Here is a 26932-nt window from a genome sequence, read left to right on the forward strand (position 1 = left end):
AGACCCGCGCGAACAGTCGGCTCATCGCAGGAAACACGCCCTTGGCCTCGAAACCCGCGCGCCCGCGCAGCCCGCACCTCTTCAGCGGCCCGCTCCAGCTTCACTATCGCTGGAGCCCGGCGATGCTGGCCTCCATTCTCCATCGCGTCACGGGCGACGGCATGGCGACCGTCGGCGCCGCGCTTCTCGTCTGGTGGTTGGCGGCGATCGCAGCCGGGGGACAGGCCTATGCGACGTTTCTCAGCGTGTTCACGACATCGGCCGGGCACCTCAATCCGATCGGCTGGGTTGCAGGCGTCGGCCTGACCTTTTCGCTGTTCCAGCATATGATGAGCGGCATCCGCCACCTGGTGCTGGATACCGGCGCCGCCTTCGAACTCAAGACGAACCGGCTGCTCGCGCTGCTCACGTTCGTTTTCTCGACGCTGCTGACCGTGCTGTTCTGGCTCTACCTGGGGATCAAGTGATGGGATCGGGAACCGAGATCGGGCGCGTCCGCGGCCTTGGCAGTGCGCATCACGGCCCGCTGCACTGGTGGCATCAGAAGATCACCGCCGGCACGAACCTGTTGTTCATGGCGTGGTTGATGATATCGATCGCGCGCCTGCCAGGCTATGACTATGCCAGCGTCCGTACCTGGCTTTCCTCGGCGTGGGTCGCGGTGCCGATGCTGCTGTTGATCGCGTCGGTTTTCTATCATTTCCGGCTGGGGCTTCAGGTGGTGATCGAGGATTATGCGCATGCGGAAAGCCGCGTGGTGCTGATGATCCTGCTCAACCTGTTTGTCGCGGTCACCGCCGGGATCGCGATCTTCTCGATCCTCAAGGTCGCTTTTGGAGCTGCTGCGTAATGCCTGCCGCCTATCAGATCATCGATCACACCTATGACGCAGTCGTCGTCGGCGCTGGCGGTTCGGGGCTGCGCGCCACGATGGGTATCGCGGAGAGCGGCCTCAAGACCGCCTGCATCACCAAGGTATTTCCGACGCGCAGCCACACGGTCGCCGCGCAGGGCGGAATCGCTGCAAGCCTCGGCAATAACTCGCCGGATCACTGGTCCTGGCACATGTTCGATACGGTGAAGGGTTCCGACTGGCTCGGAGACCAGGACGCCATCGAATATATGGTGCGCGAGGCGCCGGCCGCTGTTTACGAGCTGGAGCACGCCGGTGTGCCGTTCAGCCGCAACGACAACGGCACCATCTATCAGCGCCCGTTCGGCGGCCATATGCAGAACATGGGCGAAGGCCCGCCGGTGCAGCGCACCTGCGCCGCCGCAGACCGCACCGGCCACGCCATGCTTCACGCGCTCTACCAGCAGAGCCTGAAGTATGACGCGGACTTCTACGTCGAATATTTCGCGCTCGATCTCATCATGGAAAACGGCGCATGCCGCGGCGTGATCGCGATGTGCATGGAAACCGGCGCGATCCACCGTTTCCGCAGCCACGCCGTCGTGCTGGCGACCGGCGGCGGCGGCCGCGTGTATCAGTCCGCGACCTCGGCGCATACCTGCACGGGTGACGGCAACGGCATGGCGTTGCGCGCTGGCCTTGCACTGCAGGATATGGAATTTGTCCAGTTCCACCCGACCGGCATCTACGGCGCGGGCGTGCTGATTACCGAGGGCGCACGCGGCGAAGGTGGTTACCTCACCAATTCGGAGGGCGAGCGTTTCATGGAGCGCTATGCTCCGTCCGCCAAGGATCTGGCAAGCCGCGATGTCGTGGCGCGCTCGATGGCGATGGAGATGCGCGAGGGGCGTGGCGTTGGCCCCGACGGCGAATATATCTACCTCCACCTCGATCATATCGATCCGAAGGTGCTGCACGAGCGGCTGCCGGGCATCACCGAGACGGGCAAGATCTTCGCCGGCGTCGACCTGACACGCCAGCCGCTGCCGGTGACGCCGACCGTGCATTACAACATGGGCGGCATCCCGACGAATTATCACGGCGAAGTCGTGCAGCTTCGGGATGGCGATCCCGATGCGGTGGTTGCCGGCCTGTTTGCGGTCGGCGAGGCGGCGTGCGTTTCGGTGCATGGTGCCAACCGGCTCGGCTCCAATTCGCTGATCGATCTGGTGGTGTTCGGTCGTGCGACCGGCCTGCGCCTCAAGGATACGCTGAAGCCGAACACCTCGCATAATCCGCTGCCGAAGGGCTCGGAGGAGCAGGCGCTTACCCGTCTCGATCATTTCCGCAACGCCAGCGGCGGCTCGGCCACCGCGAAGATTCGCGCTGAAATGCAGCGGACGATGCAGCGCCATTGCGCGGTGTTCCGCGATTCCGCGCTGCTTTCGGAAGGCGTCCAGAAGATTGACGCGATCTATAAGGGGATGGCGGATATCGGCATCACGGATCGCTCGCTGATCTGGAATACCGATCTCATCGAAACGATGGAGCTCGACAATCTCATCGGCCAGGCGGTCGTGACGATCAAGGGTGCGGAGAATCGCAAGGAAAGCCGGGGTGCACACATGCACGAGGATTTCCCGGATCGCGACGATGCGAACTGGATGAAGCACACCACCGCCACGTTCGAGGGCTGGGGCGGCAAGGGCGGCACGACCACGATCGATTACCGTCCGGTGCACGATTACACGCTCACGGACGACGCGGAATATATCAAGCCGAAGAAGCGCGTCTACTGAGGGCTGCGTCGCAGATTGGCGCCAAGATCCCGCGCAAGGCCAAACCCTGGCGCGGGATTTAATTTGCTAGCGCTCGATCTTCATGCCCAGCATCACCGTGGCCGGGCGCAGCGGCGTGCTTTGCGCCCGCGCGGCCAGCGAGAAGGCATTGCCATAAGCGAAACGGTTGCCGCTGCTATTGGTGATATTGTCCGCCGACAGCCATAAGGTCAGATCGCGACGCGACCATTCGGTCCGCGCCGCGAGCACCGCATAGCGCCCCTGCGCGAAATCCAGATAACGGCCCGTGCCAAGCACCGAGCGCCCGATATAATCAAGCGCGGCCGACGACCGCATCGTTCCTCCGAAAGCATCCCAGCGATAGCTTATGCCTGCGTGAGCGCTGAATGGCGGGGTGTTCGGCAATCGTTGATTGCTGGCCGGCGAGGTTGAGGCGAGCGGACCCGTGACACGGTTGACCGTGTACAGCGCCGATAAATCGAACCGCAGCGGCGTGATCGGCACCCAATCCGCGCTCAGCTCCGCCGTCAGGATGCGGGCGTCGCCAATGTTGCTCGTGTAAGGCTGGCCGCGTCGATCAATCAGATCGGCCTGGATATTCCTCCAGCGCGCATAGGAAAGAGCTGCGTTGAAGCCGACACCGGCAGCCCCCTGACGCAACCGGCGCACGCCTATCTCGCCCATCCCGATGGAATCGGACTTGAACTCCGCGACACGCCCGATACCCCGCGCCACGGCGAGGCCGCCGGTGCGGAACCCGGATTGATAGCGGCCGTAGATCGATAATGACGGCGCCAGACGCCACGACAAGGCAAGCGTCGGATCGACACGTCGGGTCAGCCGCCCGCGCACCATATCGCCCGCTCGCGGTCGCAACGAGGGATAGCCATCGACACGCGCCTCGGTAGCGCGAAAGCCAAGCGTGGCGGAAAGCGTGCGCGTGAGCGGTTCGGTCAGTTCGCTGAACAACGATACGTTCTGCGAAACGTTCGTCACGCCGATAATCTCGGTCGGATTCCCCGCCGGCCCAAGCGTGCGGTTCTCGGCGTCACGGTTGCGCAGTACGGCAAGCCCGACGACCCATGACTCCCCCGCCGCCGTCGATCGAGACAGTCGCGCCTCGTATGTCCACAACAGATCGGAGCGCGATGTGGTGTAATCGATGATTCCGTTGCGCGGTGAGCTGGCCGGCGTCGCGTCGAAATGATCTTCCGCATCATATTGGCTGATGCCGCTCACGGACACGAATTCGAGGCCGCTGGCCCAGCGCCGGCGGATACTGATCCGGCCGAGCAGGATGCTGTTCCAATACGGCTGCGCGATCCGTGCGGCGCGCACAAGCCTTCTGCCGCCCTCATCGATATATTGGGCGTCACCGGCGGAAATGCGCTGTCCCAGCCCGCTGACATCCACCTCCCAACCATCGCCGGCATCAACGAGAAGCGCGGCACGCCCCCCGACACGATCGGTTGTGTTGATATCCCGCCGCCCTAGAGCGGGATCGGCGATATAGCCGCCATCGCGCGAGCGATACGCGACCAGCCGCATAGCAGCGGCATCGTGGGCAAACGGAACGTTGACGAACCCGGACAGGTCCGCGCCCGGCTGCCCCGCCACCGTAAGCGCGCCACTGACGGCAGCCGCACCGTGCAGAACGCCGAGTTGCGGCGCATTCGGGACGATGCGGATTATCCCTCCGATCGCGCCCGCGCCATACAATGTGCCCTGAGGCCCCTCCATCACTTCCACGGAGCCGACATCGACGAGCGCCAACCCCGGCTCCGGCGTGGAATAATTTATTTGGACGTCGTCGAGGTAATAGCCGGTGGTGGCCTGCGTCGCGCCGTTGAAACTGCTGTCCGCGATGCCGCGGATGAAGATCTTGTCGCGCCCCTGCCCCAGCGCGGTGGTCTGCAGCACCGGCGTCGACCGCACGGTATCCGTCAAGCTGGAGGTGGGGCCGTTTCCCGGCAACGCCTGCGGCACGATCGCCGTTATCGATGCGGGAAAGCGCTGCAACGGCACGCGTTGCTTGCTGGCGGTGACGATGATGTCGTCGACCGCGTCAGGCTCTGGCCCGACCACGCGCGGCGAACGCGGCATCGTCCGCCGCTGAGACGCGCGCACGACGCGAAAGCTGCGCGGCCCGACCCGCTCGGCGCGATACCCCGTGCCTCGCAGCAACCGGCGCAGGCCGGCCTCGACCGACAAACCCGCTGGCGGCGGCGTCACGCGGATCGAGCGCAATCCAGGTTCGAGGCTGACGATTTCCGTGCCGCTGCGCGCCGCCAGTTGCAGAAGCGCGGCTTCGAGCGCCATGGAGGGAACAACGACGGTTTCGGCGGCGGAAACGACCGGGGCGAGCATCGCCGCGCTCGCCAGCGCAATGGCAAGCCTAGTGCATCGGCGCCCTTTGCGGCGCGATGATCCACCCATTCCCGTCATGAGAAACGCGCATTCCCGTTAACTCCGCGAAATGCGCCATGTCGCGCTGCGGATCCCCCGTCAACCGGACGATCCCGGTGAACGGAGATTGCGCGATGCCCTCGTCGACGCCAATGTCCCGTCCTAGGACAAGGCTGATCGTTTCGGCGACGAACTGGATCGATTGCCCGGAGAAAACCACCGTCCGCGCCTGATCCGAATCGATCCGCGAGCGCACCACCCGTTGCCCCGACAATATCGTCAGCGCCTCTCCCGCATGCAGCGCGATGCGATTGTTGCCCGGATCGAATAGCACCGAACCCTCGCTGACGCTGAGATCCACGCCGCGCGCACCCTTCGCGACCGAAAAGACCGTGCCGATATCCTGAATCTCCCAGTCGCCGACGCGCACCGTGAACGGATGATCGGCATCGTGGGTCACGCGAAACGAAACACGCCCGCTCTGCACCGACGCTGAACGCTGGCCGCTGCCGACCGTCATCCGCGCGCCGGCCGCCATCGCGACCTGCGTTCCATCGGGCAACGCCAGCGAGCGCGGTTGCGCCGCAGCGACCTCCACCGGCGTGGCGCCGGTGCGGCGCAGCTCCGTGACACCGACCAAGCCAGCAACAACCGCCGCAAGCGATGCCGCCGCCAGCGCGAAGCCGCGCCAGCGGCCGTGCGCCGCACGATCGCCAGAACGCTCGTCATCATTGGCCGCGATCGGCACTTCGTCGACCACGGAGTGACGCGCGGCATCGGCCACGCTCACGATGTCATAGGCGCGGGCGTGCGCCGGATCGGCTTCGAGCCAGGAAACGAAATCGCTCCACTCGCGCTCGTTCATCGTGGTTTGCCGGATATGCCACGCGATTGCGGCATCAAGGATCGTGTCGTCGATGTCAGTCATCGCCGTCTCCGTCCGTCAAAGCATGCAACCGGCGATAGGCCCGTTGCAGCAATTTTTCGACCGCGCTGAGCGAAACGCCCAGCCGCCCGGCGATCTCGCGCTGCGGCACGTGATCGATACGGAACAGTCGATACGCGGTGCGCATCCGCTCCGGCATCGCCGCGATCACCTCGTCCGCCCGAAGCAGTTGGTCGCGTGCAAGTGCTTCGCGCTCCGGTGTCGGCCGATCGTGCGCCGCATCCCCCGCGTCCACCCAATGCGCTTCCAGCAGCCGGCGCCGCCGCGCCGCGATCCGCCGATCGGTAGCCAGATTGCCGGCCATCCGCATCAGATAGGCCACGGGATTGTCCACCTGCCCGGCCGGAAGCGACGCGATGCGGACCCAAAGATCCTGCAGCGCATCTTCCGCATCGGCAGCATTGCCGAGCCGCGCGGCGAGCATCCGCAAGAGCAACGCGCGCTGCGCCCCGAAGGCCGAAACCAGGCTCGGTTCCGCCATCAGGCGCCCTCGAAAGGCGAGGGAGCGCGCGCGGCATCATGCGTCGAATTCCAGGCCATGCGCGCGAGCCATGTCCGCGATCGGCATCCGGTGCAAGGCCGCCGCCTCGCGCGGGCGCGCATCGGCGATGTCGTCCCCCGCCAGCGCACCGGCGCCGGGGTGGCACATGATGAGATGCATCTTGCCCGGCCGGCGCAGGAAGCTGGGAAAGAGATTTTCGTAGTCGCTGCGGAAATCGTAATGCCCCGCGAAGCTCGTGTTGCACGCGATGCCGCGCCGCGCCGCCGCGCGCCGCAAGCCACGGGCGTGATACGCGCTGCCGATCGCCTTCCCGCGATACGGGCGCGCGGCGATCGCGCTCACCCGATCGCCGCAATCGCGTATCCACGCCGCCGGCGCATGCTCCTTGACCGCATCCAGGAACAGCGGGCGAATACCCGGCAGCACGTGCGAATGCTGGTGCGCATCGACGAAATCGGGCGCGCGGCCGATGGCCTTGATGAACGCGTGAAACTGCACGTCGATCTCGCTCGCGATCTCCTCGAGCGGCAGATTGCCCTGCGCCGCAGCGGCGGTCAGCTCGTCGATGCCCGGCATCCGCCCCCCTTCGGGCACATACTCAGGCATGTCCGTCAGCGGGTGCTCCCCGGTCAGCGTGAGATGCAGGCCGATCTGGACATGGCGCGGCAGATCTTTCAGCAGTTCGACATCGCGCGTCCAGCCGGGGCACACCGCCATGCAGCTGATGGCATTCAGCCGCCCGTTCCGCGCGAGCTCGGCGATCGTCTCGCTGATCTGGCGGGACAAGGCGAAATCGTCCGCACAGAGAATGAGCCGCGCCGTCACGACACAGCCCTCACCGGGGCAAGCGTCGCGGGCGCGCCTGACGGGGACAAGCCGACGGCCGCAGGCTGGAACCGCCGCTCGCGCAGCCGGTCACTCGACAATTGCCGGGCCGCGAGGCGGCGGGCGAGATATTCGTAGAAGAACCAGTCGCCATCCCGCGCGCCCAGCGCAAGGTAACAGAGCCGCTCCGCGACCGTCCACCGCACCGACGCGCGATCCCGCTTGCGCGGCGCCGGCGCGCACCACATCGCGGCACCATATCCGATCGATCCCTCGGGCAGCAGCCGGTGCATCACCTCATGATCCTCCAGCACCAGATTCCAGCGCTGCGGATCGAAGCCGCCTGCCCGCCGCAGGGCGGCCGTGCGAAACACCTGTCCCGCCCCGCCCGCATGGCATTGACCGGGAAATAGCCGCGCGACCAGCTTGATCTGCAACGCGCCGGCAATGCGCTCCGCCAGGCGTGCTTTGCGCGACACGAAATAGGCCCCCGCCGCCGCGTGCCCATCCTGTTCGAGCAATGCCTGCCCGGCGGCGAGGTAGTGCGACGGATACCAGGTATCGGCGTCGCAGGTCGCGACATAGGGCGTCGCCACGAACGGCAGCCCAGCGGCCAGCGCCGCCACTTTGCCCGGACGACGTTCATGCACCAGCAGATAGGGCAGTTCGTGCTGACGGGCGGCGGCGACGGCCACCTCCGCACTGCCGTCGGTGCTGCCATTATCGATCAGGATCAGGAACGGCGGTTCCGATTGCTGCGCCAGGCTGGCAACCGTTCCCGGCAGGTGATCCCGCTCGTTGAAGAACGGCAGCAGCACAGACCAGCCGCGCGACCGAAAGCCCCCCTCGACATTCGTCGCACCGAACTCGTCCGGGTGCATGAAATCCTGAAACACGTCGCGCCCTCCCCGGCCAGCGCAGCAGGCTCCCCATTGCCCGCTGCATTGGTCTTGACGACGCCCACCCCGCAGACCCGCACGGGGCAGTGAATAATTTTTTAACCTTTCGGCGGCGCGGCGGTGCGCAATGCGAGCGCGCGTTCGAATATTGCGGCAAACATCCCGGGCGTGAGCCGCCCGGTATTCTGGTTGTAGCGTGAGCAGTGATAGCTATCGATCAGGATACGCCCATCTGGCATGCGATGCTCCGCCAGATGCGCGAAGCGCGCCTTTGGCAGCTTGCCGCCAAGCAGCTTCACGCCGGATTGATGCGCGATCTGCCCCAGCGCGACGAACACGCGCGCGCCGGGCAGCCCCTGCACCGCGGCTTTCAGAAAATCGCGGCAAGCGCGCACCTCTTCCGGCGTCGGCCTGTTTTCCGGCGGGAGGCAGCGCACCGCATTCACCACCGCGACGCCGTTGAGGCGCAGGCCGTCATCCGCGCTTCCGGCATATTCTCCCTCGCTCAGCCCGAATTTCGCAAGAGTCGCGTAAAACAGGTCGCCCGCGAAATCGCCGGTGAACGGCCGGCCGGTGCGATTGGCGCCCTGCCTGCCGGGCGCGAGACCGATCACGACGAGCCACGCGGCGGGATCACCGAACACCGGCACCGGCGCGTTCCACCAGTCCGGATGCGCCACGCGCAACTCTCCACGCAGGGCAGCAAGACGCGGGCAGCGCGGGCAATCGCTGGGTGGTTCGGCGATCGGCCCCGGAGATAGTGCGTAGTCCATGCCTTTTCGGGTAGAGCCTCGCGCGACATGACGCAAAGCTACCTGATCGCGCTCGGCTCGAATCGTCGCGGTCGTCACGGCGACCCGCGCGTGGAAGTGCGTGCGGCACTCGCGGCGATCGGCGCGCGGCGCGCTTCGTCGATCGTCACCAGCGCGCCGCTGGGTCCGTCGAATCGCGCCTATGCGAATGCCGTGGCGCTGATCGAGGATGACGCAGCGCCGCCCGCGCTGCTGATGCGCCTGAAGAATATCGAGCGCGAATTCGGCCGGCGCGGCGGCAGGCGCTGGGGCGCGCGCGTGCTCGATCTGGATATTGTCGCCTGGTCGGGCGGCGCCTGGGCTTCGCCCGGTCTCGTCATACCCCACCAGTCGATGCGCGAACGCGCTTTCGTGCTCGGCCCGATGGTTGGCCTGACCCCCGGCTGGCGCGACCCGATCACGGGACTTTCAGCACGACAGCTACACGCACGGTTGACCCGGCGGCGCGCGCTCCCTAACCGGCGTGGCGCTGGTGAGGGTCCGTAGCTCAGTCGGTAGAGCAAGCGACTTTTAATCGAGAGGTCCCGGGTTCGAGCCCCGGCGGACCCACCAGACACCCGTTTGAGGCGCTGTGGCACGCTGTCACTGTCACAACGGCAACCTTGCTGTGACATTTCTCGAATGCGACTGGTGCTATATAGCCGTCCCCCGAGGGCAATCATTATGCGCCGTCGCCCAATAGTTTCACTGACGCGAGTGCGTTAGAAAAGTTCAGGGTTGCCGCACGGAATGGCGGCTACGCGCCCCAATCACGGTCGTCTGTCTTCAAGGGCTGGCCGTCCGGAAGCTGCCATTCGCGGTGAAGGCGAGCGCACTCAGGGCCGCAGGTTCCAGGGGCCGAGATCGCTGCTCGAATATTCCGGAGCCTTCAACCGGGGCCGAAGCGAAACTCCGTTCGTTCAGGGTGCGGATCCATCGGAGTGTCATTGAATGAACGAAGTCCAACGCGGCACTGGCCGGAAGATCCTACTTGTCCATGGTCTTGGCGGGAGCTGGCAGTCGTGGAGTACCGTGATGGACGCGCTCACCGCCGAACGGACGGTGATTGCGATTGACCTTCCGGGTCACGGAGCCACCCCGGCAGAACACGATAGCGGCACCTTTGACGGCCTCGTCGGCAGCGTGGAGCGGTATATCGCGGATCGTGGATTTGACGACATCGACGTCGTCGGTAGTTCAATGGGAGCGCGGATCGTGCTCGAACTGGCACGCCGTGGTCGCGTAGGCTCCGTCGTCGCGCTTGATCCCGGTGGTTTCTGGCGCGGGTGGGAACGCACATTCTTCAGGACGACCATAGGCGTCTCCGGGCGGCTGCTGCGCGCAATCCGACCGGCTTTACCAACGCTGAGTAAAAATGCCGCGACACGTACAGCGTTGCTGGCGCAGCTGTCTGCGCGGCCGTGGGCACTTGATCCGACAATCGTGGCAACGGAACTGCAAACACTGAGCACCACGAAGACTTTCGGCGATCTGGTGGGCGATCTGTCGACCGGGCCCGAGCAGCTTGGGCCGGCCGCCGACCCGTCGCGCCGGATCGTCATCGGTTGGGGTCGCCATGATCGCCTGTGTCTGCCGAGGCAGGCGGCCCGGGCGAAGGCTGCCTTTCCCTCTGCCCAAATGCATTGGTTCGAGCACAGCGGTCATTTTCCGATGTGGGACCAGCCGGAGGAAACGGTCGCCGTCATCCTCGACGCGACACAGTGACACGCGTGCCTTCGCACCGCAGCCGCGGCAAGGCCGCTTCGCGCCCTAAACCCGGTCATTCACCCATCGAGACGGGGTTCCCGAGAGCCGACATTTGAAGCATCAACCTCGGATACGGATCATGTTTATCTAAGACTTTACCAGTGCCCCACCGCGAAGCTTCTCTGCCCTTCCAATAGTCGCGATCAAGCACATCGTATGCTAGCTGGATGCGAGGAGTGGAAATGGCAAAGATAAAGGACTGGTGTGGGCGCACCGATACCAAGGTGAAGTCCCATAATTTGATCTACCTTGAGGCCGATCCGGCCAAGCTGCACGTCGGCACCGCACACTTGGCGGCTGTCGTGCCGGGGCATTATGCCGCAGCAAGCCGCGTCGCCCACATCCTCGGCCGGCTCGGCAAGGTGGAGGCGGCGGAATACGTTTTGAAAAAGCTCCCTACCGGCCCACGCAGCAGGTCGGGGGACATCGGGGAGATTCTCGCCTCCAGCTTCGTCAGCGAATCTACCGGCTACAAGATGGGCGTCCTCAAGCTCCGCTGGAAAGATCACCGCGAAATGGCGATGCGGGGCGATGATATCCTGGCCGTCCGAACGGATCCAACGGTCACAGTGCGCTTTCTGAAGGGCGAGGTGAAAAGCCGCGCATCACTGGGGAAGAAGACGGTCGAAGAGGCGAGGAAGGCGCTTCTGTCGAGCGACAACCGACCAACCCCGCATGCTCTCTCCTTCGTAGCGGATCGCCTCTACGAGACCGGCGATGTGGCGACGGCGGATCTGATCGACGAATATCAACTCCGCAAGCGTATCAAGCTCGAGCAGGTCTCTCACATGATGTTCATGTTCACCGGCAGCGACCCATCGAAGCTGCTGACCGATGACCTCCAGGCCTACAAGGGCAAGGTGAAGCAGGTGGCGGTCGGGCTTCGCGTGAAGCCGCATCAGTCCTTCATCAAGGGCATTTTCGGAAAAGTGATCGCCGATGGCAAGAAGTCCTGAGGCGGTCGCGGAGCTTATCCGCGAGTCCACCGCATCCGGTTTCCGGAATGATCTTCTCGCAAAGGGGCAGGCACGGTCGATGATCTGGCGGGAAGGAGCGCTGCCCGACGACGCGCCGCCGTTCTCGCCGCTCCTCACCTACGATCTGCTCTCATACGCCTACGCGCTGATGACCCAAGGGCTGCGGCTGCTCGACGGAGAGGCTGAGCACGACTCGGCGCGAGTTGCCTTCGAGAGCGCGGCATCGGCGATCGAGGCGGCGATCACGCGAGGCCCGACCGGCGTGGAGCACGACTTCCATCGGCTCGTGGCGGGCGCCTGCTACCATCTCGCGCGGTATTCGGCGCGCGCCTTCTCACTGCTGCACGAGGGGCTGACGGAAGCGAACCTGACCCGGCCGGAGCGGGCGCTGGCGATGCTCATGCTGAGGGACCTCGATGGCCTCTTCACGATGCTCGCCGAACAGCGCCTCGGGCCGAACGGTAGCGAGAAGACACTGATCGAGATGCTCTCGGAGATCCGGGAGCCCGAGGACGGCGTCGAGTCGAAGGAAGACTCGCCAGAGCTGGAGGATAGTCTCGCTGAGGTCGTGGACGCAGCGTTGTCCGACCACTTCCTGGGCGCGGTCGCCATGGCCATGCTTGCGTTCGAGCGCGGCGAGCGCGGCGTGCTCGAGGCCGCGATCGCCCGCTTGAGAATAGGGCTCGAGGCTGCCGGGGAGCTCGGTTTCGTTCCGCAATGGTGGTGCCATCGTCTAGCGATCCACCTTCTGGGCGATCTGTGGTCGTCGAGCTTTCACGAGCGCCTGCCAACCAGTGGGGCCGGTGGCGTTGGCGGGGCGATAGATTGGGAGCGTCTGCGTGAGTTGTTCATCGCGACGCTGATGAAGCGGGACCGCGCCGAGATCGACCTGTGGCCATCGCAAATGGAGGCAGCCTCCCGAGCCCTCGACCTCACCGACAACATGGTCGTCTCGCTTCCCACGAGTGCTGGCAAGACGCGCATCGCCGAGCTTTGCATTCTGGCCTGCTTGGCTTCGGGCAGGCGAGTGGTGTTCGTCACGCCGCTGAGGGCCCTGTCGGCTCAGACGGAAGTCTCGCTCCAGCGAACGTTCCGGCCTCTGGGAAAGAGCGTCTCCAGCCTCTACGGCGCGATCGGAGCGAGCGAGGTCGACGAGGATTTCCTCCGTGAGAGCGATATCATCGTCGCTACGCCGGAGAAGCTCGATTTCGCCCTGCGGAATGACCCCGATCTCCTCAACGACGTCGGGCTCGTGGTTCTCGACGAAGGTCACATGATCGGCTTGACCGAGCGCGAGGTCCGCTACGAGGTCCAGATCCAGCGGCTGCTCCGTCGCGACGACGCTGCAGGTCGACGCATCGTTTGCCTGTCCGCGATCTTGCCCGACGGGGACCAGCTAGCGGACTTCACCGCCTGGCTCACGCGCGACCAAGCGGACGGGCTCGTGAAGAAAGATTGGCGGCCAACGCGACTGCGCTACGGCGAGGTCCTGTGGAAGGATGACCATGCCCGGCTCGACATCACAGTCGGTGCCGAGCAGCCCTGGATTGAAAAATTTCTTACGCCCGTCCTTCCGAAGGGGCGGCGGGTCAAGATGTATCCCGGTGATCAGCGCGAGCTCTGCATTGCTACCGCCTGGCAGCTCGTCTCGGAGGACCATTCGGTCCTGATATTCTGTCCGCTGAGAGTGTCGGTCGAGCCGTTCGCCGAGGCCATTGTGGATCTGGCGGAGCGCGGCGCGATCCAGTCGGTCCTTGAACATGACGCCGGGATACTCGACAACGCAGTCGCGATCGGTGCCGAGTGGCTCGGCGAGGACAGCCCTGTGCTGACATGTCTCAAGCTCGGGGTTGCGGTACATCACGGCGCCCTGCCGACAGCATTCCGCAAGGAGGTCGAGCGGCTTCTGCGGCTGGGTGTGCTGAAGGTTACGATATCCTCGCCGACGCTGGCGCAGGGACTGAACCTGTCGGCCTCTACGCTGATCTTTCACGGACTTAACAGGAACGGGGCGGAGATCGACATCGCCGAGTTCCGCAACGTCGTGGGTCGCGCCGGCCGTGCCTTCGTGGACGTCGAAGGACTCGTCCTATATCCGATGTTCGACAAGGTGACCAAGCGTAGCGCCGCATGGAAGGCGATGATCGCGAACGAGAAGGGCAAGGAGATGGAGAGCGGGCTTCTCCGCTTGGTCCAGACCCTTCTCGCCCGGATCGTACGTAAGCATGGCCTGCGGGATGGGGAGAGGCTGATCGAATACGTCGCTGGCAATGCGGCGTGGGAGTTTCCGGTGATCAAGAGCGAGTCCGCAGAGATCACGGCGATCGAGAGGAATCGCTGGGCGGGCTTCCTTACGACGCTCGACACCGCGATCCTGAGCATGCTGGGGGACCGCGAGGTGGTTGATGACGAGCTCGAGGCCACGCTCGACGATGTGCTTTCCTCGTCGCTCTGGCTGCGGCGGCTTGCGAGCCGGCGCATGATCATTCAGCGGGTGCTAAAGGCAGGTCTCGCGGCACGCGCGCGGTTCGTCTGGAAGAAGACCACGCAGGTCCAGCGAAGGGGATACTTTCTTGCCGGTATAGGGCTGGGGACCGGGCAGGAGCTCGACGCTCAGGCGGCCGAGCTGAACCAGTTTCTCGTCACCGCGAACGGCGCGATCCTGGAGGGACAGGAGGACGCGGCGATCGAGGCTATCACCGATTTCGCCGAGTTGGCGTTCGCGATTCCGCCGTTCGTTCCTCCCGAGCTGCCGGGAAACTGGCGTGACGTTCTGGCCGCGTGGCTGAAGGGTGAGACGATCGCCGACCTCGCCGCCGATGACGAGGCCACCGTGCTTCAGTTCGTCGAGCAGTCGCTCGTCTACCGCCTGCCGTGGGCGATGGAGGCAGTCCGTGTCCGCGCCATCGCAAACGGTGACGAGCTCGAGAGCGGCATCGCGATGGAGGACGTCGAACTGGGCGTGGCCGTCGCTGCTGTCGAGACGGGCACGCTCAATCGGGCCGCGGCTGTATTAATGCGGGCTGGGTTTGGCTCTCGCGTCGCTGCCATCCGGGCGGTCGAGCAGACCGGTGGCGACTTCACCGACATGCGGGGCCTCAAGCGGTGGCTGCGGAGCGAGAAGGTGTTCGAGGGGCGGCTCGATCCGGAGTGGCCCACGACGACGTCCCACGGACTGTGGCTCCAGTTCCTTGCGAGCCTAATGCCTGCCGACGACGAGACTTGGTCCCGTCAGATATCGTCTGCGAAGGTGAGTTGGGATGGGGACGCACCAAAGCACGGCACGCCGGTGCAGCTGTTTAATCAGCACGATATGACCGTGGTTCTAGGGGCCGACCTCTCGCGACTTGGCCAGCTTGAGGTCGGATTAAACCATGCGAGGGTAGGATTGACGGTTGCCACCGTGGAAAAGGTCGATGCTCGTCTCCACATCAGGTATGTCGGCCCGCGCGACCTTTTGGCGTCCTGAGAAGATGAGCTCGATAGAGGGTCGCCTGGTCCACACTGCGGTGGTTGATCGCGAGCTTCTAGTCGACGCGGCCCAGTGAAGATGCGCGCTCTTCGAACGTCGAAAATAGCCTGCAAGCAAGCAGTTATGGCGCGGCCCGCTCTCGCCACGCCACTACGCTGACACGGTAGGGATGTCCTATCTCCACCCTGAGACTTGGCGCATGTTTTCCGACGAGGAGCGCCTGGCGTTCATCGAGGATCGAAGGGTTCGCGGAAAGAAGAAATCCCGAGGCAAGCGGAAGTCGTCCCTCGTTCTCCAAGAGACGATCTCTCCATTCGATGCCTACACCTACCTGCACGCGAGGTTCGGGGAGCCCAACGGCCTTCAGACGATCTTGGTGGAAGCAGACTCGGCGAACCTGTTCCACTGGGACTTCTTCCTTAAGGCTGGCGAAAAGGATCTCATGTTCGTCGGCGCTTCGGAGGAGGTGCACGTCTGGTTCGACGGCAAGCTTAGCGACGCGAAGTGCCTCGCGTTCATTGCAAAGCTGAAACAGGACTTCGCCCGCGTCGCGCGCGAGAAGGGTCGGTTCGCATCGAGCCTAGAGAAGTGGAGCATCTTCCCGAACCAGTTCCAAGCGATCGCGTCGCGATGCGCCGACCTTTACGACGAGATCGACACCGCGCTGCCCAGAATCGAGCGCAAGATCCTCTCCGATAAGCTCACCACCCAATCGCTCGTCGCCAACTCCAATAACAAGGCCCACTCAAAGCTCATGAGCGCGATCACGACCGCGCCTACGGAACTGTCCGTGCTCATGCCGGTGCTGTTCGAATCGTTCATCGGCCCGATAGTCGCCGTGTTGATCAAGCAGGAGGTGCGCCGGGACGCCGCAGCCTTCGAGGCGTTCGTCCGGGGCCCCCTCAACCAGAAGTTGGTCGCGATGGCGGACATGTGCGTCGGCTTTGCCCGGCCACTCCAGCAGAATAATCCCGCGTTCGGCCGCTACTGGCAGGTTGTGAACAAGAGGAACGACGTGATTCATGGTAACGTGGACCCGGTGCGCGACGCCCTCGAGACCGTCTACTTCCACGGCAAGAGACCGCTTTTCAGAACAGGTGGGGACCGAATCCGCCAGCATTGGATCCGGCTGATCGATCGCTATAGGCCGCAAGAGATTCTTGACGACTACCTCGCGCTCCACGACTTCATCTGGGAGATCATTGGCCACTTGACACCTTCTGGCAGGCAGCGGATCGAGATGGTTATGAACGACACGCAGCCTGGTTGGGACAATCGGCGAAAGATCGCGGGCAGGCTTTTTCCCGACCATGTCGCCACTACCGCGTTTGAGGGGCTCCGGTACGACTGGCAGGTGGATCGACGACAGTGAAGGAGCGAGCGCTGGATCAGCTCGAGGCCGTGATCCGCCATTGCCCGTTTTTGCTTTGTGAAGACGATCCTTTACCTGATTGTGCCTAGCTCCTCCGAGAACTGCCGTTCCGCAAACGACCTCGATCCGGCCACTCGATTAACAGTCGAGACTTTGATCACGGGATGACGGCTTTTCGCGATCCGGTGCCAAAAAGCCGCCTGACCGCTACCGGCCCAGTTGCTGCCGTTCCAGCCCCGATGACATGTACGTCTATTTGTGGGCCGTCAGTTGGCTGTCCGCTACCGATACGAAAGGCACTCGAAGCAGACAAAGACGCTGCTGATCCAGTCTACATTAGCGGGCCGCTTACCCAGTCCTTGTCATCGGAGCGGAGCGTTGGGACTTCGCTCGTGCGACATGCTCAGCACGGCCCCGTGTTCGAGCGCTGGCGGCAGCGGCGATGCGCCGAGACAATTGCGAGGCTCCGTAATAGGAACGGTTTCGCAGGATAGCTTGCGGCGGGGGGATCGGTGTCATCTGAACAGATCAAGATCGGGGCGAGGTCAATCGCGCTCACAAAGGCAGTCAACGGATCTAACTTTCGGATGAAGACCGTGCTCACCCTGGACCCCTTCGACTATGTCGATCTGTGGCTCCGAAGGGAGAAGAAGGACGAGGCGCAACACTACTGGAGGCAGGCGAGAAACTTTCATCGCGCAGCGCAGGGGCTAACGATCGAGTCATCGCCTCTGGTCCTGTACTACTGCTTCATGAACGCCGCGAAGGCGCTTCTCGCCTCCAAGTCGATCGTGTTCAATCCATATCATGGCGTGTCCGGCAACAGGATGCGCGGGCCGAACAGTAAGACTGTCCTCAGCAACGAGGGGGTCAAGATCAAGCAGAACGGCATCGTGCCTGCGATGGTCTCCTACTTCGCGGAAACGGAGACCGCCCGCGTCCACAGCTTGGAGGACATACTGTACAACGTCGTGTGCGTGCATCGCACCTGCTGTCTGAGCTATTCCAACAAGCCCGAGCGGTTCATCCCGCTCAGACAGGCGGCCTTCAAGCGGGACGCGGCATCTGGACAGGTCTCGCTCCACGCCGAGATTGGTGATGGCATCAACTGGAAGATCTACAGGAGGCGCCTGCCGCCGGAAGTCACGGAGGTTGTCGGAGGCCCACCCACCATCGTGTCGACCCGCACCATCCATTGGGCGGCGGCCGGCCGTCCCAGCGACGCCGAACTCGCCTCGCTTAGTGGTCTGAATGCTGAGATCCGCCGGATCATCCACTACATTAACGGCGCACACACCTTGTGGTACCTGAAAACGACCGGCGCGAGCACAATCGATCGGAGCCCGATCACGTTGATGCTGATCGCGATGCACCGACTAAGCGAGATTTGCCGTTACACGCCTTCGCAGCTCAGATCGTATCTCGACGGACCAAAGAATTGGCTGCTCAGCGAATTTATAGCCATGTCGCCGTCCCAGTTCCTGGACGAGATAGCCTGTGAGATGACGGGGCATCAGATCATGATCCCCAACGTCAGGGTACCAAACTGAGGGGTCATTCGTGAAGATATACATCGCTTGCGGCCTGACTCACGTTCCACGTGACGTCTTCGCCGAGTATGCCTCATACCTGCACGCGCTGGCTGCCAGGCTGCGCGATGTTCCGAGCGTGACGAGCGTGCGCTACGCCTTGGTCGACAGCGACCCCCAGCTCGCCTCGAAATCGGCGGGTGACCAGGCGGGACTTTGCTACGACTGGGATCGCAGGATGGTCGAAGATGCTGACCTTGTCGTCGCGGACGCGAGCTTCCCGTCCACAGGGCTCGGCATCGAGCTGCAGATCGCGGAAGCTGCGGGGATCCCAGTCGTCATGCTCATCGGCGACCTCGGCATCAACCGCGTCAGGGAGGTCCACTACCGCAATCCGGACGACAGCCAGCACGAACTCCAGATCGGACGAGGCATCGTTTCATTGATGGCGCTCGGCCTGCCGGCGATCCGCAAGACAGTACAGTACACCCGTTTTGACGAGGCGATCGCCCGAGGTGTGGACGCCGTCGCGATGCAGGTCCAGCAGTGATCTCACTGTTCGCCCCTCAGTCGATCGCGAGCGCGCTAGATAGCGTAGAATGCATTGGCAGATCACGCGTAAGCTTAAAGTCGCTTCCGGGATCGCAAATGCGCTCCTGAAGCTCCGAGTTTGGGGCGCGTTGCTGCCAATCCGTCGATGATGTTCAATCGTGATGCAGGGGCTATAAGCAGCTATGCCACCAGACGCTTTCACGCCTTTAACCGGTGACGCGCACCTATCTTTGCGGATAGGCGACACTTTCATTGTCGAAGGAACCGTTACTGCCCGAGGTTTCGTGGGAATTGGCGTGATCGTTGCAGCCGCCTTGCTCGGCTCCGCTGCAATCGTGATAGCAGCGAGGTCTCGGCCCCGGCAGCTTTCCGGATCATTGGTGCCACGCCTCGATGGCTGAATCTGGGGCGCAAAGCAGGGCGGCAACTTCTTGTCATTCAGGCAGTATTGCTGCATCTCTATCTGACCCCGCTGGTGCCGACCTCGGCACGGCTACCAGAACGTCACACTGATCTGGCACGAGCCCGCCCATAGGGCGTTGTCTTCTGCAGGTGCTCTAGCGATTTTTCGAAGGAACCCTATGGTCTGCCTCACAAGGTGGGGCTCCATGTTAGACAAACACGCGCTCAGCGAACGCGATATTTGCACGAAGTTCATCTCGCCGGCTGTGAAACAGGCAGGCTGGGACGAAATGACTCAGATTCGGGAAGAGGTGAGTTTCACCAAAGGCCGCATCATCGTCCGCGGTAAATTGGTCTCTCGTGGCGAATGCAAGCGGGCCGACTATGTCCTCTATTATAAACCCAACATCCCGCTCGCAATCATCGAGGCGAAGGACAATGCGCAGCCGGTAGGCGCCGGCATCCAGCAAGCCCTGGAATACGCCGAGACCCTCGACATCCCGTTCGTATTCGCATCGAACGGAGATGGATTCGTTTTTCACGACCGGACGGGCACGGGCGACACCCGCGAAACTACGCTTGCTCTGGATGAATTCCCGTCGCCAAATGAGCTGTGGCGACGCTACGCGGAGTGGAAGGGATTAACGCCAGCGGGCGAGGAAATCGCCCTCGAAGATTATTATGATGACGGCAGCGGGAAACAGCCGCGCTACTATCAGGTCAACGCCATAAACGCCGCGATCGAAGCGATCGCGAAGGGGCAGAACCGAGTTCTGCTCGTTATGGCGACCGGAACCGGCAAAACCTACACAGCGTTCCAGATCATATGGCGCCTCTGGAAGGGCGGGCACAAGAAGCGCGTGCTTTTCCTCGCGGACCGCAATGTTCTGGTCGACCAGACCATGGTCAATGACTTCCGGCCCTTCGGCCCCGCCATGGCCAAGCTGTCAGCCAACTCCAAGACGATCGAGCGCGACGACGGCAGCAAGATCGAGCTGACGCTTGCCATGGACAAGAAGCGCCGGGTCGATACGGCCTATGAAATTTACCTCAGTCTCTACCAGTCGATCACAGGGCCTGAGGAACGGCAGAAGCTGTTCAAGGAATTCTCGCCCGGCTTCTTCGATCTGATCGTGATCGACGAATGCCATCGCGGCAGCGCGGCCGAGGACAGCGCATGGCGCGAGATCCTAGAGCACTTTTCCGACGCGACGCAGATCGGCCTTACCGCAACGCCCAAGGAAACCCAGTACGCGTCCAACATCCACTACTTCGGCAAGCCAGTTTACAGCTACACGCTCAAGCAAGGCATTCGGGACGGCTTCCTCGCGCCCTACAAGGTTATCAAGGTTCACGTTGACCGCGACATCGAAGGCTATCGACCGCAGGCGGGTCAACTCGATCGCGAAGGTAACGAAGTCGAGGACCGTATCTACAACGCGCGTGATTTCGACCGGACCTTGGTGCTGGATGACCGGACCAAGCTCATCGCTCGCAAGGTCACGGAGTTCCTGAAGGAAAGCGGTGACCCGTATCAGAAGACGATCGTCTTCTGCGTCGATCAGGAACACGCCGCCCGCATGCGGCAAGCCTTGGTCAACGAGAACTCCGATCTGGTCGCGGAAAACTCCCGCTACGTCATGCGGATCACCGGAAACGATCCGGAAGGACAAGCGCAGCTCGGCAATTTCATTGATCCCGAAAGCCGCTATCCGGTGCTGGTCACCACTTCGCGCTTGCTCTCCACCGGCGTGGATGCGCAGACCTGCCGGCTGATCGTGCTGGACCGGGAAGTTGGCTCGATGACCGAGTTCAAGCAGATCGTCGGGCGGGGGACCCGCGTTCATGAGGATACCCGCAAGTTCTTCTTCACGCTCATGGATTTTCGCGGCGCGACCAACCACTTCGCCGACCCTGATTTCGATGGCGAGCCGGTGCAAATCTACGAGCCCAGCGACGATGATTCCGTCTTCCCGCCCGATGACGAAGACACGACGAGCGATCCCAGCGGCGATGACGAAGAGGAATCACGCGAAGACGAGACCATCATCGACGGCGGCGATCGGCCGGACATTACCATCAATGATGGCGGAATCAGGCGCGGGAAGATCTACGTCGACGGAATTGGTGCCAAGATCATAGCCGAGCGCGTGGAATACCTCGACGAGAGCGGCAAGCTCGTCACCGAAAGCCTTCGCGATTTCACGAAGCGGGCACTGCGCAAGCACTTCGCAAGCCTCGACGAATTCTTGAACCGTTGGAACCACGCTGACCGCAAGCAGGTCCTGGTCGATGAGCTAGCCGCCGAAGGCCTTGCCCTCGATGTGATCGCCGATGAACTCGGCAAGGATCTCGATCCCTTCGATTTGATCTGCCACGTCGCATTCGACCGCAAGCCGCTCACCCGCCGCGAGCGCGCTACCAACGTCCAGAAGCGAGACGTTTTCTCCAAGTACGGCGAGCAGGCCCGTGCCGTGCTGCGCGCCCTGCTCGACAAGTATGCCGACGAAGGCATGCTGAATCTTGACGACACCAACGTGCTTCGTATCCCGCCGCTGAACACGCTGGGCACCCCGGTCGAGCTGATCAAGGCATTCGGCGGCAGGGCCGGGTTTGAAGAAGCCGTCCACGCCCTGCAAGACGAGCTCTATCAGGAAGTCGCTTGAACTTATGTCAGTCCGTACCCTCGTCAAATCCATTCAGGACATCATGCGCAAGGACAGCGGCGTCGATGGTGACGCGCAGCGCATTAGCCAGCTGTGCTGGTTGTTTTTCCTGAAGATCATCGACGATCAGGATCAGGAATTGGAGCTGATGCGCGACGGCTATCAGTCGCCCGTTCCACCGCAATTCCAGTGGCGCAGCTGGGCTGCCGATCCCGAAGGCCTGACCGGCGAGGCGCTGCTCGCCTTTGTCAACGAAGAGCTGTTCCCGGCGATGAAGGGCCTCAAGCCCACCGGCCAGCCGGGTGATCGCCGCCGCGTGGTGCGCGACGTGTTCGAGGACGCTTACAACTACATGAAATCCGGCCAGCTCCTCCGGCAGGTGGTCAACAAGATCAACGATATCGATTTCAACAACCTCACCGAGCGCCAGCACTTCGGCGACGTTTACGAGCAGTTGCTCAACGACCTGCAATCGGCTGGAAACGCCGGCGAATACTACACCCCCCGTGCGGTCACGGCCTTCATGGTGGACCGCATCGATCCCAAGCCGGGCGAGATCATCTTCGATCCCTCCTGCGGCACTGGCGGGTTCCTCACTTGCGCGATGAAGCACATGCGCGAACGCTATGTGAAGCGGCCGGAGGACGAGGCGCTGATGCAGGCGTCCTTCCGCGCGGTGGAAAAGAAGCCGCTGCCGCACATGCTCTGCGTCACCAACATGCTGCTGCACGGAGTGGAAGATCCCAGCTTTGTGCGGCACGACAACACGCTGGCCCGGCCCTACATCAGTTGGGCGCAGAAAGACCGCGTCGATGTGATCCTCACGAACCCGCCTTTTGGCGGCAAGGAAGAGGACGGCATCGAGAGCAACTTCCCGCAGCATTTCCGCACGCGCGAGACGGCGGATCTGTTTCTGGCGCTGTTCATCCGGCTGCTACGCAAGGGCGGGGTGGCGGCCATCGTCTTGCCGGACGGGAGCCTGTTCGGCGAAGGCGTGAAGACCCGGCTGAAGGAGGCGCTGCTCGAAGAGTGCAACCTCCACACCATCGTTCGCCTGCCCAATTCCGTGTTCAAGCCCTACGCCTCCATCGGCACCAACCTGCTGTTCTTCGAAAAGGCCGAGCCGACCCAGGACATCTGGTTCTACGAGCACCAGGTTCCGCAAGGGCAGAAAGCCTATTCGATGACCAAGCCGATCCGTGTGGAGCATTTTGCCCCCTGCGTCGAATGGTGGGGCGGTGCGGAGCGAAAGGGCCGTGAGGAAGGCCCGCAGGCATGGAATGTCAGCATCGATGAGGTGAAGGCGCGCGGCTACAACCTCGATTTCAAGAACCCGCATAGCGAAGAGACCGACCACGGCGATCCGGCGGAACTGCTGGCGGCGCTGGACATGGCCGAGACGAAAACGGCGGACCTGCGCGACCAGTTGAAAGCCATTCTGGCCGAGGCGCTGGCCCGATGAACGCTGCCCTATTGCTGGACCACTATCCGCGCATTGCCGACGCGCCCGATGCCATCGCCAGATTGCGGAGTTTCGTGCTGGACTTGGCTGTGCGCGGCAAGCTGGTGGAGCAGGATGCGGGCAATGAACCGGCATCTGAACTATTGAAGCGAATTGCGGCTGAAAAGGCGCGGCTTGCTAAGGCGGGCAAGAACAGGAAGCCGAAGGCCGTTCCCGGTCTGGCCAATTTTCCTTATTCCTTACCCGACAGTTGGGCGTGGTCACAGATAGCCGAAATCGGAATCATCAATCCCCGCGTTGATGCTGATGACGACATGCTGGCGTCCTTCGTGCCGATGACGTTGATCGCGGCAGAATATGGCATCCCAAATGGGCATGAACCCAGATCGTGGATCCAAATCAAAAAGGGTTACACGCATTTTGCTGAGGGTGATGTCGGGCTGGCAAAAATTACGCCGTGCTTTGAAAATGGGAAATCGACGGTTTTCCAAAACCTGACCGGTGGCATGGGAAGCGGCACGACCGAGCTACACGTCGTCCGACCCCTCTTTGTTGATCCTGCCTATGTTCTGGTTTTCTGGAAGTGTCCGTTTTTTATTGAGAACGGCATTCCAAGGATGATAGGCACCGCCGGGCAAAAGCGCGTGCCGACCGAATATTTTGCCTACAGCCCGTTCCCGCTGCCGCCGCTGGCTGAGCAGAACCGCATCGTCGCCAAGGTCGATGAGTTGATGGCTCTGTGCGATCAGCTCGAGGCGGCGCGGGCGGAGCGCGAGGCGGCGCGTGACAAATTCACGCTGTCGACCTTGGCCAAACTCAACACCCCCGATTCCGAAACCCTCAGCGACGACGCCCGCTTCGCGCTGGCCAACCTCGCCCCGCTCACCACCCGCGCCGACCAGATCAAGCAACTGCGCCAAACCATCCTCAACCTCGCCGTGCGTGGCAAACTCGTCGAGCAGGATGCGTCGGATGAACCGGCGAAGGACTTGGTTCGACGTATTCAGCGTCAGATTCAAGACGTTACCCAAAGTCTGGGGCTGAAGGCGCCCAAGTTACCCGTAATTTCGGACGAACAAGCACCATTCGAATTGCCTGCCGGATGGTGTTGGGCACGGTTTCCTGACCTAGGCGCATTCGGGCGTGGTCGATCCAAGCATCGACCGCGCAACGACCCCGCGCTTTATGCTGATGGCGAGCATCGCATGATCCAGACTGGCGATGTCGCGCGCTCGAAAGGACTGATCCAAACGCAAACGGCAAAATATAACCACGCTGGGTTAGCCCAGAGCCGCCTTTGGCCGAAGGGAACCCTATGCATAACCATTGCGGCCAATATCGCGGACAGCGGCACTCTCGATTTCGCAGCATGCTTCCCCGACAGCGTTGTCGGATTTGTCCCCGCTCCATGTTTTGAGAATGCACGATATTTCGAGTATTTCATGCGCACCGCCAAAGCCGACTTGCTGGCATTTGCCCCGGCTACTGCGCAAAAAAATATCAATCTCGATATTCTGATGCAGGTGATGATCCCGTTGCCGCCACTCGCCGAACAGCACCGCATCGTCGCCAAGGTCGATGAGCTGATGGCGCTATGCAACCAGCTCGAAGCCAGCCTCTCCGATGGCGAACAAGCCCGCGCCCGCCTGCTCGAATCCGTCCTGCATCACGCCCTCGAACCTGCCTGATCGGATCACGCCCGCATGAAGCCGTACACCCGCTCGATCATTGGCCTGTTTGACGGCAAGCGCCGCTATCTGATCCCGCTCTATCAGCGGCAGTATTCCTGGCGCGACAATCCTCAGCTCGCTTTGCTGTGGGAGGATATCGAGCGCGCAGTCGCCCGGATCGAGACCGACCGCTCCAGCCTGACCGCCCATTTCATGGGCGCGATCGTGATCAACCAGGTCAAGACCTTCGGCGCGCAAGTCCAGGCCTTCGAAGTGATCGACGGTCAGCAGCGGCTCACCACCTTTCAGCTTCTGCTGGCGGCCCTGCGCGACGTCGCACTGGAGCATGGATCGCCCTATGCGCAGGAGATCGCCAAGTATCTGCTCAACGATGGCGTGATGGAGCGCCCGGAGGAGGAGCGATACAAGCTCTGGCCCTCCATCACGGATCGCCGTGCCTTCGTGAGCCTGATCGATCCCGCCGCCGACCTGTCTGGGATAGCCGGCCTTGCAGAAATCGATGAACTGGTCGGCAAGCTGGCGACGGCTGCGCATGCCTCGTTCCGGGCGCGCATCGCCCGGCACCTGACTGTCGATGGGGTCTACAACGAGACCCGGCTGCAGATTCTCTTCGAAGCTCTGAAGGACGGGCTTGCGGTCGTGTCGATCGAACTCGAGGGCGGTGACGATCCGCAGACGATCTTCGAGACGCTCAACAGCCGCGGCGTGCCGCTTTCTCCCGCCGATCTGCTCCGCAATTTCATCTTCCAGCGCGCCAAGGGCATGGGCCAGAGTGACGGCTCGCTGAACATCGACAAGCTCTATGAAAAGCACTGGCTGCCGTTGGATCGCGCCTTCTGGACCCATCAAGCATCACGTGGGCGACAGACCCGCACTCGCCTGGACTGGATGCTGACCGATCATCTGGCCATGCATGTGGGCGATATCGTCTCGATCGAGGGCCTGTTTGCGGATTACCGCAAGTGGATTCTCAATTGCTCGCCCTTCGCCACGGTCGCCGAGGAGCTGGAATCGATCACTGCGTCGGCTGCCGTCGAGCACCGGCTGTTTGCGCCCAAGGACGGTGATCCGGTGGGGCGGTTCGGCCTGATGGCGGATGCGTTTGACGTGTCCACCGCAATGCCGCTGGCGATCTATCTGGCGACGGAGCCGAGCATTGCGGCGCGCTTGCCCGAGGCTTTCGCCGCGTTGGAAAGCTACATCCTGCGCCGCGACATCTGTGGCCTTACGACGAAGAATTACAACCGGTTCTTCGTCGCGCTGGTCACGAGATTGCGCGATTGCGAGGGCGACAAGGTCGATGAGCTGATCGCGTACCTGTCCAGCCGCACCGCTGACCTGGATCGCTGGCCAGATAACGCAGAATGGCGGAACAACTGGATCATGCGGGAGCAGTACAAGTCTGCCCGGCAGCCGCGGCTGCGCTATATCTTCGAGGCTATTGAACGCGCGAAACGGACAGCGCTGAGCGAAGACATCGTTATCCTTTCGGCGCTGACGATCGAGCATATCATGCCGCAGAAGTGGCAGGTCTATTGGCCGATCCCGGACATGGTCGGACTGACAGAGGACCAATTCGGGCCCGAGCTCGTCAGTCAGGTCCGTGCGCGCGAGGCCGCGGTGAATACCATGGGTAATCTTACCTTGCTCACACAGGCGCTCAATTCAACGGTTTCGAATGGGCCGCACCACGACAAACTGGCGGCGATCAAGGCAAACACTGCGCTGGCCCTTAACCGGGATCTGCAGGAATTCGAGACGTGGGATGAGGTCACGATAGCGGAGCGGGGCGGCTCTCTGTTTGAGGTTGCAACTAAGCTGTGGGGTGCTCCGGACCGAGCCGAAATCGTCGGCCTGGGCGCTAGCGAGACCCCTTCATGGGCTGTGTTTCCTAATCCGTTCCCGCCTTGTCCGTCGTCAGAACATTCGGCACAACTCGCGGCGTAGATTAGCGGAGTGCGGACCTCGTCAGGGGGTTGATGTTAGGCGGCGAACTTGCGGTGCTGCAAGCGCCGATGTTC

Annotated in this window: 20 protein-coding genes and 1 tRNA gene; 15 read left to right on the forward strand and 6 right to left on the reverse strand. The window is 62.7% G+C overall.

Features of this window, described 5'->3' with window-relative positions:
• The first annotated feature begins 41 nt into the window (after positions 1-41).
• From sdhC to sdhA, 3 genes are read left to right on the forward strand one after another with little or no spacing between them, the layout of a single operon-like run.
• On the forward strand, positions 42-467 hold the full coding sequence (sdhC, locus tag FFS35_RS13805; RefSeq protein ID WP_249341645.1) for a succinate dehydrogenase, cytochrome b556 subunit: 426 nt from the start codon (positions 42-44) through the stop codon (positions 465-467).
• The gene (sdhD, locus tag FFS35_RS13810) at positions 467-850 is read left to right on the forward strand and encodes a succinate dehydrogenase, hydrophobic membrane anchor protein (RefSeq protein WP_137787668.1); all 384 of its coding nucleotides are present in this window, start codon (positions 467-469) and stop codon (positions 848-850) included. The genes sdhC and sdhD overlap by 1 nt, the downstream gene beginning before the upstream one ends.
• Positions 850-2652 (forward strand): succinate dehydrogenase flavoprotein subunit, encoded by a 1803-nt coding sequence (sdhA, locus tag FFS35_RS13815; protein WP_137787669.1) that lies wholly within the window; start codon positions 850-852, stop codon positions 2650-2652. The genes sdhD and sdhA overlap by 1 nt, the downstream gene beginning before the upstream one ends.
• 66 nt (positions 2653-2718) lie before the next feature.
• Here sdhA and FFS35_RS13820 read toward each other — a convergent pair whose 3' ends face one another.
• From FFS35_RS13820 to FFS35_RS13845, 6 genes are all read right to left on the reverse strand, one after another.
• Positions 2719-5019 carry a TonB-dependent receptor gene (locus FFS35_RS13820; protein WP_249341647.1) on the reverse strand — a complete coding sequence of 767 codons (2301 nt, stop codon included), beginning with the start codon at positions 5017-5019 and terminating at the stop codon, positions 2719-2721.
• Between the two features lie 28 nt (positions 5020-5047).
• On the reverse strand, positions 5048-5986 hold the full coding sequence (locus FFS35_RS13825; protein ID WP_137787670.1) for a FecR domain-containing protein: 939 nt from the start codon (positions 5984-5986) through the stop codon (positions 5048-5050).
• Positions 5979-6485: a sigma-70 family RNA polymerase sigma factor gene (locus FFS35_RS13830; RefSeq protein ID WP_249341648.1), complete on the reverse strand. Its 507-nt coding sequence runs from the start codon at positions 6483-6485 to the stop codon at positions 5979-5981. Before FFS35_RS13830 ends, FFS35_RS13825 begins: the two co-directional genes overlap by 8 nt.
• Positions 6486-6521: 36 nt before the next feature.
• Positions 6522-7331, reverse strand: a complete 810-nt coding sequence (locus FFS35_RS13835) for a ChbG/HpnK family deacetylase (RefSeq protein WP_137787671.1) — start codon at positions 7329-7331, stop codon at positions 6522-6524.
• On the reverse strand, positions 7328-8227 hold the full coding sequence (locus FFS35_RS13840) for a glycosyltransferase family 2 protein (RefSeq protein ID WP_249341650.1): 900 nt from the start codon (positions 8225-8227) through the stop codon (positions 7328-7330). The genes FFS35_RS13835 and FFS35_RS13840 overlap by 4 nt, the downstream gene beginning before the upstream one ends.
• Before the next feature lie 101 nt (positions 8228-8328).
• Positions 8329-9003: a uracil-DNA glycosylase gene (locus tag FFS35_RS13845; protein WP_137787672.1), complete on the reverse strand. Its 675-nt coding sequence runs from the start codon at positions 9001-9003 to the stop codon at positions 8329-8331.
• A 27-nt stretch (positions 9004-9030) separates the two neighbouring features.
• On the opposite strand from FFS35_RS13845, the gene folK reads away from it, so the two are divergent.
• From folK to FFS35_RS13910, 12 genes are all read left to right on the forward strand, one after another.
• Positions 9031-9528 carry a 2-amino-4-hydroxy-6-hydroxymethyldihydropteridine diphosphokinase gene (gene folK / locus FFS35_RS13850; protein WP_137787673.1) on the forward strand — a complete coding sequence of 166 codons (498 nt, stop codon included), beginning with the start codon at positions 9031-9033 and terminating at the stop codon, positions 9526-9528.
• Positions 9519-9594 (forward strand) — tRNA-Lys (locus FFS35_RS13855). Before folK ends, FFS35_RS13855 begins: the two co-directional genes overlap by 10 nt.
• A gap of 378 nt (positions 9595-9972) precedes the next feature.
• The gene (locus FFS35_RS13860) at positions 9973-10746 is read left to right on the forward strand and encodes an alpha/beta fold hydrolase (RefSeq protein ID WP_137787674.1); all 774 of its coding nucleotides are present in this window, start codon (positions 9973-9975) and stop codon (positions 10744-10746) included.
• 224 nt (positions 10747-10970) lie between these two features.
• On the forward strand, positions 10971-11744 hold the full coding sequence (locus FFS35_RS13865; RefSeq protein ID WP_249341651.1) for a Hachiman antiphage defense system protein HamA: 774 nt from the start codon (positions 10971-10973) through the stop codon (positions 11742-11744).
• A 451-nt stretch (positions 11745-12195) separates the two neighbouring features.
• Positions 12196-15234, forward strand: a complete 3039-nt coding sequence (locus tag FFS35_RS13870; RefSeq protein WP_249341655.1) for a DEAD/DEAH box helicase — start codon at positions 12196-12198, stop codon at positions 15232-15234.
• A 202-nt stretch (positions 15235-15436) separates the two neighbouring features.
• Entirely contained in the window at positions 15437-16609 is a 1173-nt protein-coding gene (locus FFS35_RS13875; RefSeq protein WP_137787676.1) for a hypothetical protein, read from the forward strand.
• Between the two features lie 587 nt (positions 16610-17196).
• Positions 17197-18159: a YaaC family protein gene (locus FFS35_RS13880; RefSeq protein WP_137787677.1), complete on the forward strand. Its 963-nt coding sequence runs from the start codon at positions 17197-17199 to the stop codon at positions 18157-18159.
• Positions 18160-18169: 10 nt separating this feature from the next.
• A complete protein-coding gene (locus FFS35_RS13885) occupies positions 18170-18688 on the forward strand; it encodes a hypothetical protein (protein WP_137787678.1) in 519 nt (172 codons plus the stop codon).
• Between the two features lie 610 nt (positions 18689-19298).
• Entirely contained in the window at positions 19299-21758 is a 2460-nt protein-coding gene (locus tag FFS35_RS13895) for an EcoAI/FtnUII family type I restriction enzme subunit R (protein ID WP_137787680.1), read from the forward strand.
• A complete protein-coding gene (locus FFS35_RS13900; RefSeq protein ID WP_249341656.1) occupies positions 21706-23220 on the forward strand; it encodes a class I SAM-dependent DNA methyltransferase in 1515 nt (504 codons plus the stop codon). Before FFS35_RS13895 ends, FFS35_RS13900 begins: the two co-directional genes overlap by 53 nt.
• The gene (locus FFS35_RS13905; RefSeq protein WP_137787681.1) at positions 23217-24908 is read left to right on the forward strand and encodes a restriction endonuclease subunit S; all 1692 of its coding nucleotides are present in this window, start codon (positions 23217-23219) and stop codon (positions 24906-24908) included. Before FFS35_RS13900 ends, FFS35_RS13905 begins: the two co-directional genes overlap by 4 nt.
• 15 nt (positions 24909-24923) lie before the next feature.
• On the forward strand, positions 24924-26858 hold the full coding sequence (locus tag FFS35_RS13910) for a DUF262 domain-containing protein (protein WP_137787682.1): 1935 nt from the start codon (positions 24924-24926) through the stop codon (positions 26856-26858).
• The last annotated feature ends 74 nt before the right edge of the window (positions 26859-26932 follow it).

Origin of the sequence: Sphingomonas sp. 3P27F8 (assembly GCF_005502745.1) — a bacterium.
Classification (GTDB): domain Bacteria; phylum Pseudomonadota; class Alphaproteobacteria; order Sphingomonadales; family Sphingomonadaceae; genus Sphingomonas.